This is a genomic window from Hydromonas duriensis (genome assembly GCF_004363775.1).
Lineage (GTDB): Bacteria > Pseudomonadota > Gammaproteobacteria > Burkholderiales > Burkholderiaceae > Hydromonas > Hydromonas duriensis.
Window position 1 is genome coordinate 569 of sequence record NZ_SNZE01000011.1, and the last position, 12,474, is coordinate 13,042.

At 47.3% G+C, this 12,474-nt stretch carries 12 protein-coding genes; 7 read left to right on the forward strand and 5 right to left on the reverse strand.

Translation table 11 applies throughout. The annotated features are described in order from the left end of the window. The coding region (locus DFR44_RS06305; protein ID WP_246012065.1) for a YDG domain-containing protein at nt 1-907 on the forward strand (907 nt) is incomplete at its 5' end. A gap of 126 nt (nt 908-1,033) precedes the next feature. After that, a complete protein-coding gene (locus DFR44_RS06310) occupies nt 1,034-2,677 on the forward strand; it encodes a ShlB/FhaC/HecB family hemolysin secretion/activation protein (protein WP_133620224.1) in 1,644 nt (547 codons plus the stop codon). A gap of 71 nt (nt 2,678-2,748) precedes the next feature. On the opposite strand, the gene DFR44_RS06315 is transcribed toward DFR44_RS06310, so the two are convergent. Then, nucleotides 2,749-3,963 carry a class I SAM-dependent methyltransferase gene (locus DFR44_RS06315; protein WP_162845185.1) on the reverse strand — a complete coding sequence of 405 codons (1,215 nt, stop codon included), beginning with the start codon at nt 3,961-3,963 and terminating at the stop codon, nt 2,749-2,751. 47 nt (nt 3,964-4,010) lie between these two features. Between DFR44_RS06315 and DFR44_RS06320 the strand changes: the two genes are divergently transcribed. The 3 genes from DFR44_RS06320 to ttcA all read left to right on the forward strand — a co-directional run bounded on the left by DFR44_RS06320 (nt 4,011) and on the right by ttcA (nt 6,263). Next, complete coding sequence (locus tag DFR44_RS06320; protein ID WP_246012066.1) at nt 4,011-4,838, forward strand: SDR family oxidoreductase; 828 nt, start codon at nt 4,011-4,013, stop codon at nt 4,836-4,838. 6 nt (nt 4,839-4,844) lie between these two features. After that, nucleotides 4,845-5,264: a dihydroneopterin aldolase gene (locus tag DFR44_RS06325; protein WP_133620228.1), complete on the forward strand. Its 420-nt coding sequence runs from the start codon at nt 4,845-4,847 to the stop codon at nt 5,262-5,264. A 63-nt stretch (nt 5,265-5,327) separates the two neighbouring features. Then, nucleotides 5,328-6,263, forward strand: a complete 936-nt coding sequence (ttcA, locus tag DFR44_RS06330; protein ID WP_133620230.1) for a tRNA 2-thiocytidine(32) synthetase TtcA — start codon at nt 5,328-5,330, stop codon at nt 6,261-6,263. A gap of 172 nt (nt 6,264-6,435) precedes the next feature. Here ttcA and DFR44_RS06335 read toward each other — a convergent pair whose 3' ends face one another. Further along, entirely contained in the window at nt 6,436-6,933 is a 498-nt protein-coding gene (locus DFR44_RS06335; RefSeq protein ID WP_133620232.1) for a DUF4822 domain-containing protein, read from the reverse strand. Nucleotides 6,934-6,992: 59 nt separating this feature from the next. Beyond that, complete coding sequence (locus DFR44_RS06340; protein ID WP_162845186.1) at nt 6,993-7,904, reverse strand: HNH endonuclease; 912 nt, start codon at nt 7,902-7,904, stop codon at nt 6,993-6,995. 236 nt (nt 7,905-8,140) lie between these two features. On the opposite strand from DFR44_RS06340, the gene DFR44_RS06345 reads away from it, so the two are divergent. Beyond that, the gene (locus DFR44_RS06345; protein ID WP_133620236.1) at nt 8,141-8,815 is read left to right on the forward strand and encodes a glutathione S-transferase family protein; all 675 of its coding nucleotides are present in this window, start codon (nt 8,141-8,143) and stop codon (nt 8,813-8,815) included. A gap of 107 nt (nt 8,816-8,922) precedes the next feature. Then, nucleotides 8,923-10,014, forward strand: a complete 1,092-nt coding sequence (gene ychF / locus DFR44_RS06350) for a redox-regulated ATPase YchF (RefSeq protein ID WP_133620238.1) — start codon at nt 8,923-8,925, stop codon at nt 10,012-10,014. A 77-nt stretch (nt 10,015-10,091) separates the two neighbouring features. Here ychF and ppk2 read toward each other — a convergent pair whose 3' ends face one another. Both ppk2 and DFR44_RS06360 read right to left on the reverse strand, forming a co-directional pair. Further along, nucleotides 10,092-11,078 carry a polyphosphate kinase 2 gene (ppk2, locus tag DFR44_RS06355; protein ID WP_425459563.1) on the reverse strand — a complete coding sequence of 329 codons (987 nt, stop codon included), beginning with the start codon at nt 11,076-11,078 and terminating at the stop codon, nt 10,092-10,094. Continuing rightward, nucleotides 10,997-12,466 carry a Ppx/GppA phosphatase family protein gene (locus tag DFR44_RS06360; RefSeq protein ID WP_133620240.1) on the reverse strand — a complete coding sequence of 490 codons (1,470 nt, stop codon included), beginning with the start codon at nt 12,464-12,466 and terminating at the stop codon, nt 10,997-10,999. Before DFR44_RS06360 ends, ppk2 begins: the two co-directional genes overlap by 82 nt. Nucleotides 12,467-12,474 lie beyond the last annotated feature (8 nt).

Consider the following 12,474-nt stretch of genomic DNA (forward strand, 5'->3'; position numbering starts at 1 on the left):
CGCGGACGCGGTCAGCATCACGGGTCTGGTTGCTGGCGACACCGTCACGGGTCTGAGCCAAAGCTACGACAACAAAAACGCAGGCAGTGGCAAGACCGTCAGCGTTGACAGCGGCTACACGATAGGCGACGGCAACGGCGGCCAAAACTACAGCGTGAGCACCCAAAGCGCAACGAACGGAGTGATAGACAAAGCGAGTCTGACGCTATCGGCGAGCAACCAACACAAAACCTATGACGGCACGACCAGCGCTGCGGACGCGGTCAGCATCACGGGTCTGGTTGCTGGCGACACCGTCACGGGTCTGAGCCAAAGCTACGACAACAAAAACGCAGGCAGTGGCAAGACCGTCAGCGTTGACAGCGGCTACACGATAGGCGACGGCAACGGCGGCCAAAACTACAGCGTGAGCACCCAAAGCGCAACGAACGGAGTGATAGATCCAAGGAAATTAAAGGCAATTAGCGCTTTAGTCAGGGACAGATATTACGACGGTACTGCTCGTGCTAAAGTTGAGGGTGTTGTGCTTTCAGGTCTTATTGATGGTGAAACGCTAGTTGTTGAAAGTAACGCTAGTTTTAGCAATGCGTTGATAGGGAAAAATAAACCCGTCACTGTTACTTATTCATTATTTGATAGTAAAAACAATGGGTTGAAAAATAATTACTCACTTGATGCAACTGAGATAGTCTCTGCTTCTATCTTGCCAAACTTAAACCCTGTTAACTCACAAAAAATATCTTTTAAACCTGACCGCCTTGTGTTAAATAAGTTTGCGGTTAAAGATATTAAATTAGAAAACAATTCTACTTGTTCTAAAGAAAATCCAGAAAAGTGTTTCTGTGAAGACACCTCAATTGATTTGGTACAAGTTTGTTATTTTGTTGCAGATAAAATTGATAAATAGTTTTCTTTTCTGTACAGGAGCTAATTAAGAACGCCTCGAATTGACGCTTTCTATTTAAGGGGGTTGCGGGGGTAGATAACGCCTGTTAAAGCGGTATTTTTTAAAATCACATACCAAAGTGAAAAAATGATAAACATAAAAAAATTAGTAGCGGTATTGTCTCTTCAGTTGATTTTTCCTGATTCGCTATTTGCTCATGGAGAAATTGGTGACGTTCAGCGCAATATTGAGCAAATAAAGATGGATACTTTGCCAGTTCAAAGCCAAGAGAAGGCTTTTCCTCAGACCTTTTCTGAAACGAATCTTACGAAAATCGATAACTTGTTGAGGGTTGAGGTAACGAGTGACGTTATGCAGGATGAAATTAAGGAGTATTTTTCTACTAAAATTGGTAAGGCCGTATCACTAGAGCAGCTGGAAGATTTTAATGGGTGGGTTTGGAGCTTGCTTCAGACTAATGGATATTTAGGGTACATCAGTTCGACGCAAAAGCAGGAGGAAAGAGGAACGGTATTGATAATTAAGGTAAATAGTCTGACTATTCGCAATCTGTTTATATCTTCCGATAAAGAGTCAGTGGCTAGACAATATGAAAAAATACTGCTTGAGCGGATGTCTGATGTAATAGCTCCTGGCCGTCTCTTGGATTTAAAATATTTAGAAAATAGAATTGTTAGAGCGAGTTTTGATTTGCCGATTGACATACGAGCCAGTATTCAAAATCCTAAGTCGGGTAAGGTCGACTTGGTCTTGCATGTAAAAGAAGAGCCGAAAAATACAGGAAAATTATCAACAGCTCTTATGCAGGTTAATAATTTTGGTTTGCGCCGTTATGGTCGAGCTCAGGGGGTCGCATCTTTAGCTTTTGTAGGATTGACCCCTTCGTCAGACTTGCAGTTGACTGCATTAGGTTCAGAAGGACTGAGGTATGGTCGTTTAGAATATGAGTTCCCTTCGCAGAGCTTCAAGGGGCGCTTTCGTTTATACGGTAGTTATACACATAGCCGAAGTATTAGGGGGGAAGAGAGTGACACAAATGGAGAGGCTAGTGAATATGAAGTTAGCTTAACCAATTTGGTAGGAGCAACTAGGAGCGTTGCCTTTAAAACAACCATTGAAGCAATGCATAGACAAAGTAAAACCTATTTAGATATTGGAGGTTTTAAACTTGAGGATATTAAAGATAATAAATTTCGTTTTGCTGTGAGCGCGGATAATGATGCCCTTGCGTTAAATCATTTTCGCTATGAGCTGGCTTTTACATATGGTCGTTATAATACGTCAGGTACTTACAGCAAGGGAGAAATAAACGGATTGGTGAGACATACTTTGGTTAATAATCGTAGATGGGAGGCCAGCCTTCGCTTTCATGGCCAGTTTTCGAGCACGAACTTGGACAGCTACGATAAATTTGTGCTAGGTGGCTTAAATGGTGTCCGTGCTTATTCAACTAATGATGGTGTCGGCGATCTTGGGTTTGTTGCATCAGTTGATTTAACAAGAAGACTATGGAATAACCATTATTTTAGTGTTTTTTATGATGCAGGTTTAATTAAACCTAATCGGGAATTATTGAGTTGTTTTTCATGTAATAACTCTTATTCATTACAGGGTGTTGGTATAGCAGTGGGAGGTCGTTTTGGTAAAGGTTTTTCTTATTCAATGACCTTGGCTAAGGGGGTCGGTTCTTATAGTGGTTATCTTAATGGAAATGTTGAGTCTTACCCACGCAATTGGCGCTTCTTGTTTTCTTTGTCCAATCAATTTTAGTGTAGTCCACTCGTGGGTTTAAAGCTTGGTGTTTAATAATTTTTCATTTAATTTGTTGATTCTAAGGTGGCTTACAAACTCAACAACCGATTGCCTCGGGTAAAGCCTTGCAAGGTATCGTCCTCTTCAAACGCCAAGCCTTTTGCCCACGCCATCGCTTTAAACAACTCGCCCATTTCTGCCTCAGAAATCAACTTATGCGCACGATTGGCCGCCACGCGCATGTGCTCTTCTGGTAGTTGCGTGAGCAGCTCGAGCAAACCGCAGTTGATTAAAAAATTCGCTTGGTTCACATAGCCAATCGCGGTCAAATTACGCGGCGATTTTAAAGCTGAAAAATTGACATGTGCCGTGATGTCTTGCACGCCAGGGCAGTACAACGCATCATCATGCGCCACATGTTGAATGTGACACATCAGCGTGCCTGTATTGCGTTGCGGGTGGTAAAACTCGTGTGCAGGAAAGCCATAATCAAGCATCAGTACAACGCCTTTTTTCAAGCACGCGCCTAAACTTTCAATAAACGCAAGTTGTTGGCAATGGGTCTCGCTCACATAAGTCGCGCCGCTGTCCTCTAACGCCGTCAGCCACTCCTTGGGCATGGTTAAACGTTTGTCGGTCGGTCGGTCGACATACTCCAACCCCTGCGCATCCGCCGTCACGCCACGCTCAAACCATTGCCCCGCCTGTACGCCAATCAATTCAACAGGCATGGCATCGAGCACCTCATTGCCAATGATGAAGCCTTCATAATCCTCGGGTAAGGCATCCAGCCATCTGACTTGATGCGATAAATGCACGCCCGCATCCGCTAAGGTCGCTTGCTGTTGTGCACGCAAAGTGCCCGACAGCTCTAAAATGGCGTAGTTCACTTGCACGCCACGATTGTGTAAGTGCGTTAAGATGTCCGCCGCCAAACGTCCTGTCCCTGCGCCCACTTCCAATATTTGAGCGACGCCCACACGTTCAAACACTTCCAACGCTTGTTCGGCTATGCACGCGCCAAATTCGGGCGACAACAAGGGCGCTGTGATGAAGTCCCCATCCGCCGCAAGCGCAGAAAAAGGCGATGTTTCACTCGCGTAATAGCCCAACCTCGGCGTGTACAAAGCGGCGTTCATATACGCGTCAAATGGCAACCAGCCGTGCGCTTGATGAATTAACGTGTGTATCACGCTCATCAGTTGTTCGCTGCGTGCCAGTTGTGCTGTAGAAGGTTGCGGAAGCTGTTGTGCCATCGGGGTGACTTTCTTTGAGGCGTTGTAAGGCGTACAATGGCGGCACATCGTGTACCCCATATTTTTTGAACCGCTGGATTATAACAAATCGCATCATGACCCCATCTGCTTTTCACTTGAAATTGCCCACTGCCATGCCCAGAACTGCGCTGGTCACTGGCGGTGCGCGGCGCATTGGGCGCACCTTATGTTTGGCACTGGCTCAAGCAGGTTTTGATGTGGCGGTACATTACGGTCAATCGTCCGATGATGCACACGACTTGGTTGCTCAACTGCAACAATTGGGCGTGCGCGCCTGTGCGCTACAAGCAGATTTACAAGATGAGCACGCCACCGCTCACTTGATACAAGCCGCCTCGCAAGCATTGGGCACAATTGGTGTTTTAGTCAATAATGCGTCTGTGTTTAATTACGACTCATTGACGCAAGATGCGCCCTTGTCGCAAGCGCATTTTGAGCAACATTGGCGCGCGAATACATTCGCCCCGCTCTTGCTAACTCAGCAAATGGCGCAAGGCTTAGACGCGCAACAAACGGGCGTCGTTATTAATATTTTGGATCAAAAACTGCATAACCCCAACCCTGACTTCATCTCCTACACCCTCTCAAAAGCCGCACTTGAGCATGCCACGCTGTTGGCGGCGCAAGCACTTGCGCCTCGTGTGCGCGTGATTGGCATTGCGCCTGGGTTGAGTTTGCCTTCTGGCGACCAAACCCGCGAGGACTTTACCCGAGCGCACAACGCCACGCTTTTGCAACAAGGCTCCACCCCTGACGATGTGGCACACGCCATGCTTTACGCCATCCATGCGCGTAGCATGACAGGCACAACCCTGCTGGTGGACGGCGGGCAACACCTCACGCCACAAACCCGCGATGTGATGTTCACGCATCGAGCCCATTCATTCACTTCTCAAATTTAGGACACCATGCTGACCCATCCCGTTACCGAAGAACTGGCGCGCACCCTTGTTGACTGCCGCTGTATTTTTGTGCGCAACTATCACCTACAAGTCTCCATCGGCGTATACGACCACGAAAAAACCGCCCCGCAGTCCATGGTGTTCAACGTCACGGCGTTCGTCAAACGCACATCGGCCTCACCCCAGCACGATGGTTTGGACGAAGTGATTGATTACGACTTCGTGCGCAACACCATCACCGAACAAGCATCAACAGGCCACGTGCAGTTGCAAGAAACCTTATGCGACCGCATAGGCGAAGCATTAATGAAAAAAACCGCGATATTAGCGGCTTATATTTCCAGCGAAAAAACGGAGATTTATCCAGACGTCGATGCGATTGGCGTAGGCGCATGGTATTTTTCACCACACACGTCGCCCGTATAAATCACGTAAAATAACGCCCAATAACCGATTTTCAGATTTTTTACGCTCTTTTAAAAAAACATTATGACCATGACACACACGGACGCTTTAACCAAAGCCGAACAAAAACGCCTGTATGAGAACAATAAACTCGAAAAACGCCTGTGCCGCTTGGTTGGGCAAGCCATTGGCGATTTCAACATGATTGAAGACGGCGACAAAGTCATGGTTTGTCTCTCAGGCGGTAAAGACAGTTACGGCCTGCTCGATATTTTGTTAAAACTCAAAGCCCGTGCGCCCATCCATTTTGATATTGTTGCGGTCAACCTAGACCAAAAACAACCAGGTTTTCCAGCCGATATTTTACCCAACTACTTGACCTCGCTTGGCGTGCCCTTTCACATCGAAACGCAAGACACATACAGCATCGTCAAGCGCGTCATCGAAGAAGGAAAAACCACCTGCAGCCTCTGCTCACGCCTACGCCGAGGCATTTTGTATCGCGTAGCGGACGAATTGGGCGCAACCAAAATTGCGCTGGGACACCACCGTGACGATATTCTTGAAACGTTTTTACTCAATTTGTTTTATGGCGGCAAGCTCAAATCCATGCCCCCCAAACTGGTCTCTGACGATGGTAAACACGTGGTCATCCGCCCCCTCGCCTACGCCACAGAAGCCGATATGGAACGCTACGCCACCGTGCAAAACTTCCCCATCATTCCGTGCAACTTATGCGGTTCACAAGACAACCTGCAACGCCAAGCCATGAAAGCCATGCTGCAAGACTGGGGCAAAAAACACACGGGTCGCATCGAAAACATGTTCGCCGCGCTCAGTCATGTCGTGCCCTCGCACCTGCTCGACAGCGACTTATTTGATTTTAAAGCATTGGATGTTCACACACAGGTGAAAGAAGGCGATATGGCATTTGACGAAGAGCCTTGTTCAACAACTGAAAAAGCCGAGCCGTTCAAAACGGATGTTAATACGTACGCGCAGAAAATTACGTTTGTTTGAGTTTAGGAAAAGTGTCTTAGCAAAAAAGATGACTAACGGACTGTATTGCTATTTTTAGCGGGCGTAAGGTAAGACTTCAATGGTGAGTCAAGTGATGGTGCAAACTATCAGTCGTTATATTTATGAAAAACCTCTGCAACTGAATATAAGCACCATCGACACGATTATGAGTTTACTTGCTTAGTGTTTTGTATGGCTCATGCTTGACCAAAACGTCCACGCCCGCACTGTTTTTGATACGGTAAGTAAACACATTTGGCGACAATTTAACCACATCCACGACTCGGGTGAACAGTGCAGCGCCAGTTTGCGGGTCTATAGCATAAAGTATGCGTTTTTTTCCATCAGGGGTGAGCGCCCAAATGCCCGAACTCTTGGGCTTGCCCTCTAAATCCAAGATGGCATATTTACCGTCGATTTGGTAATTCGCCAAGCCAATATACATTTGATTTTCTTTAGCAGATGTCAAGTCAACACCTGACTGAGCGTCGGTGATTTGGGTGGTCTTCCAAGTTTTACCAATGAAATTTAAGGCTGCATTTTTAGATTCTGAAACATGGGCAGCTTTGTCCGTTTCAACTTTTGGGTTTGACTTTGCATGAGCTGAAGCCATGCTGCCCATAATAGATAAGGCAATCATTGCATTGGTGATACATACGCTTTTTTTCATTTGTTTTTCCTTATTGGAGTGGTTTTCGAGATGATTGAGGTTTTGTAAAAATCAAGTAGTCATGTTATTTTTGCACCTTTTGAGCGGTTGCATCTCCAGCAAAGTGTTTGCAAGTTACTTTCTGTCGTCATTCCGCCCTTTGAAATTGGAAGTATGTGGTCAATCTCCAGCAATAGATTCTTTTCATCTCTTGTTGATAAATTGCAAATTTTGCAAGTGTAGTTGTCCCTTAATTTGATAGTTTCTCTTAAGTTTGATGTCATAAGTGCTCTTTGCCCAGCAGCACTTTTTCTAAATTTCACAAGTTCACTAAGGTATAGAATCAATCCATCCAAGTTGTTAATATCCAGTTTTATTTCTGTTTTTACAGAGCTGTTTCCTCCTGCAGACACGTATTGAAAAGTGTAAGTGTCGAAATATAAGTCGCTCAAGTCAATGTTATAAAATCCTAATTTTTTAGCTAACTTTCGTTTGCTAAATTTCATTACGATTAATGGAATGGAGCGGCTGATACTGGCTAAAATTGAATCCTTCTGCTTTTCCAGCAAAAATTTGCCTTGCTCAACCGCAGAAAAATCATTCAAGGTGTTTTCAAGTTCAATGAGAGTGTCTTCGTTGGTTTTTATATTGAAATACTTGCAGAGATATTTGAACGGTTGGTCATGAGCGTTTTTGCAAACAGAAGCTGAGCAGTTGTGAGTTTGACTATTTCTATCATTTTTTCCCCAGTCCTGTCTTTTGAAATTGTATTTACTGTTGTCTTTTAGATTAGCGACTCCATAGTCCTGAGAGTTAACGCCTTCATGCGAGCGTTTGAGTTCTTCAATATGATTATTTAATTCGTTGCAGTCGTTAATATGTTCACTGATACTGGCTTTTAAAGACCTAAATTTTTCGCTTCTAAAATAAAAAAATAAGAAAACTTGATATATCGCAAAAATACCGACGCAAAGTGAAATTATTTTTGTCATAAGATACATCTCCCATTCAGTTCCTAAAATTTTATAAAGCCGTGATTATTCTTTGTGATTTTACCATTGGCTTGTATTGAAAACGGTTGTTGAATGAATAAAATCTTTGACTTTTAAGCAAGACTCTCGGTGATATTTATATTGTTTATTCGCCTTGGTTGTTTTATGCTTCGACATCACGTTTTTTTATCAAAACATGGCTTAAAAACACCTTCATCAAGTACACGGAACACATCATGCAACTCATCATCGGCAATAAAAATTATTCTTCGTGGTCGTTACGGGCGTGGTGGTTGCTCAAATCGATTGGCGTGCCTTTTAATGAGGTTCTTGTGCCTCTGGCTCAAGCCGACACTCGCGCGACGTTATTGCAATACACGCCGTCGGGTCTAGTGCCTGTGTTGTTGAATGAAGAAGTCGGATTATGGGACACCTTGGCGATTACAGAATATTTGAATGAGCGCAATTTAGGCGTGTGGCCTGTTGATCACTTGATGCGGGCGTATGCGCGAGCGGTGTCGGCTGAGATGCACAGTGGTTTTACGGCGTTGCGTTCTGAGATGCCGATGAATTGTCGGGCGCGTTTGAAATTAGTTCCATCGCTTGCGTGCGTCGCTGATATTGAGCGCATTTGCGCCATTTGGCGAGATTGTCGGTTGCGTTATGGTCACTTGGGGCCGTGGCTGTTTGGTAAGTGGAGCGCGGCGGATGCTTTTTTTGCGCCCGTGGTGATGCGCTTTAATTCATACGGCGTTGAGTTGGACGATGTGTGTTTTGCTTATTTGCACACGGTTTGGTTTGACCCGTACATTCGTGAGTGGGTGGCGGCAGCGGAGCTTGAGCCTTGGTCTTATCCAGCAACGGATGCGATTGCGCAGGCGGCACAGGTGGCATTGACACCCGCCATCTAAATAGATGAAACACAAAGGCTATAAGTAAGGCACATAAACCGCTATAATGGCGGTTTATTTGATTGTGCGAGCGCAAGGTGCGCTGGCTTACTTTTTGAGACACCATCATGAGTTTAAAATGCGGCATCGTTGGTTTGCCCAACGTCGGTAAATCTACCCTGTTTAACGCTTTGACTAAAGCAGGCATCGCGGCGGAAAATTATCCGTTTTGTACCATTGAGCCCAACGTTGGCATCGTTGAAGTGCCTGACCCACGCATGGCTGAGTTGGCGAAAATCGTCAATCCACAGCGCATGCAGCCTGCGATTGTAGAGTTCGTTGATATTGCGGGCTTGGTTGCGGGTGCGGCGGATGGTGAGGGCTTGGGCAATAAGTTTCTTGCTAATATTCGAGAAACCGATGCGATTGCGCATGTGGTTCGTTGCTTTGATGATGAGAATGTGGTGCATGTGGCGGGTAAGGTCTCGCCGATTGATGACATCGAGGTGATTAATACCGAGTTGGCGTTGGCGGATTTGCAGTCGGCTGAAAAAGCCTTGTTGCGCAACCAAAAACTTGCGCGTTCGGGCGATAAAGATGCGGCGAAATTGGTGGCTGTTTTAGAAAAAATCATCCCTGTTTTGAATGAAGCCAAAGCGATTCGCGGGGCGGGTTTGGATGCGGACGAGCTGGCGTTGCTTAAACCGTTTTGTTTTATCACGGCGAAGCCGACCATGTATGTGGCCAATGTTTTGGAAACAGGTTTCACCGACAATCCACACCTTGATGCCGTGCGCGATTACGCTGCGAAAGAAAATGCGCCTGTGGTCGCGGTGTGTGCTGCCATTGAAGCGGAAATCAGCGGTCTTGAGGATGACGAAAAAGGCATGTTCTTGGCTGAGATGGGCTTGGAGGAGCCAGGCTTGAACCGCGTGATTCGCACGGGTTACACGTTGTTGGGCTTGCAAACGTATTTTACGGCGGGGGTTAAAGAAGTTCGCGCGTGGACGATTCACATCGGTGACACCGCACCTCAGGCGGCTGGCGTGATTCACACGGATTTTGAGCGCGGTTTCATTCGCGCGCAAACCATTGCGTACGAAGACTTCATCGAGTACAAAGGCGAAGCAGGCGCGAAAGAGGCGGGTAAAATGCGCGCCGAGGGTAAAGAATACGTGGTCAAAGATGGTGATGTTTTGAACTTCTTGTTCAATGTGTAATCTATACGGGTTCGCATGACATGCAAAAAGCCGCTCTTTTGTGAGCGGCTTTGTTTTGTGCGTGATTTCAGGGTTGATTAAGACGAGGAATCATCTTGGTCGTGTGGCGAGCTGATTAATAACGGGTCAATCGCGCCAATTTTAGTGATGTCTTTGTTGGTGTATGGCAGTTTATGCAAAACGTATTGCATCGCGGTCAAGCGGGCGCGGCGTTTGTCATTGGACTTAATCACCGTCCACGGGGCTTCAGGACGGTCTGTGAACGAAAACATGGCGTCTTTGGCATCGGTGTAAGCATCCCACTTGTCGAGGGATTGTAGGTCAACGAAGGAGAGCTTCCACTGCTTGAGCGGGTCGGTGGCGCGTTCGGCGAAGCGGCGGCGTTGTTCCTCTTGGCTGACTGAGAACCAAAATTTAATCAGGTGTATGCCACTGCCGACCAGCATTTTTTCAAATTCGGGTGCTTGCTGCATGAACGTAAAATACTCATGTGCATCGCAAAAGCCCATCACTCGTTCAACCCCTGCGCGGTTGTACCATGAGCGATCAAACAACACCATTTCCCCCGCCGTTGGCAACTGCGCGACATAACGTTGAAAATACCATTGACCGCGTTCGGTCTCGGTTGGTTTTTGTAGCGCCACGACACGCGCACCGCGTGGGTTTAAATGCTCCATGAAGCGTTTAATCGTCCCGCCTTTACCTGCGGCATCGCGCCCTTCAAAAATAATCACCACTTTTTCGTGGTTTTCTTTGACCCATGCTTGTAGTTTAAGCAGCTCAACTTGTAAGTCTTGTTTGCGCTTCTCATAAAGGCCGTAGTCAATCCATGTGTCGTAAGGATACGGCGCGGCGACTTCATGTGGCGTGACGGGCGCGCTACTCGCCGAATGGTCGCTTAACAACTTATCCAATGAGTTGTCGTCAATGTCGTTGCGTCCGTTGCCAGCGTCCGCCGCCATGGGGCTGTCTTTTTTGGATGTCATGGTTTGAGGTTGACCTTCACGCCTGTTTTTTCCCAAGTGCGCCACTCCTCCTCGAGCAGGTACGCGCTCAAGGGGAATTTTTCAGCCCACGCAGGGTCATGATGCCAATGTATGATGCGACCGTCAAAAGCCAATGTGCAGAGAGGAGTGCGGATGTCGATACGCGCATGACACAGCAATGCCGCTAGGCGCAAGCACAGTAACTCTTGTGCTGTATTCGGTTGAGCCAGCAGTGCCGCTGATTTGCGCAAGCCTCCGCGTTGCCCGAGCACCAGTTGCGCCAAATGGGTTTGTTCGGCGCGTGAAAAGCCTGCTAATTCGGCATTTTGCACAATGTATTCACCGTGGCGGTGAAAGCCTTCGTGTGAAATGGCCATGCCAACTTCATGCACGCGCGCGCTCCACGCCAACCATTGCGACTCGCTTGGCGTGAGGTGGTCGCGAATTTTTGCCAACAAATCCAAAGCAATTGTGTGTACACGCATGGCTTGGGCGTGGTCAGCCGACCAGCGTTTCGCCAAGCGAGAAATGCTTTGCTCCCGCACATCGTCGCCCATGTCGCGACCGAGCAAATCCGCCATGACGCCTTGGCGCAACGCGCTGTAACAAGGGGTCATGCTGCTCACCCTAAAGGCTTGAAATAAACCCGTTAAAACAGCCAATCCTCCTACCAAAACTTGTGCGCGAGCGGCTTTTAAGTCAGTGAAAGGCCATTTTTTGGCATCGGTTGTGGTGACGATATGGGCCAGCTCATCTAAGCCCGCACGCGTGATTTTATCTGTGCCACCATTGAGTTGGGCGCACAAATGGGCGATGGTCTCAATCGTGCCCGAAGAGCCGTAAGCCACTTGCCAATGCGCGGAATCAAATGATTCGCCGACCTCTTCAAAAACCGCCGCCGCAGCAATAACCGCTTTTTCAAAGGCTTTGGCGGTGACTTTGTTATTGTTAAAAAAACGCAAAGTGTGCGACACGCAGCCGATTCGCATCGACTCCATGCGATGCGCATCGGCATTAACGCCAACAATTAACTCCGTGGAGCCGCCCCCAATATCCACCGCCAAGCGAATTTTATGGTCTTTGGGCAAATCATTGGCCATGCCTTGATAAATTAAACGCGCCTCCTCTTGCCCTGAAATGATGTCAATTGGGTAGCCCAGCGCGGCTTGGGCGGGTTCGAGAAACGCGTCGGGGTTTTTTGCCGAGCGCAGGCTTTGTGTGGCGACGGCGCGAACAGCGTCAGGATGAACGCCGCGTAAACGTTCAGCGAATCGGCCTAAGCATGCGACGCCGCGTTCAATGGCCTCCTTCGTCAAGCAGCCGTTTTCATCCAATCCTGCCCCCAGACGCACAGGTTCTTTGTAATAGTCCAGTCGAACCAGTTGGCCATGATCAAGTCGCGCCATTTCGAGACGAAAACTGTTTGAACCTAAATCAACTGTAGCGAGTATTTGTCCATCGCGCATGCTTGCCC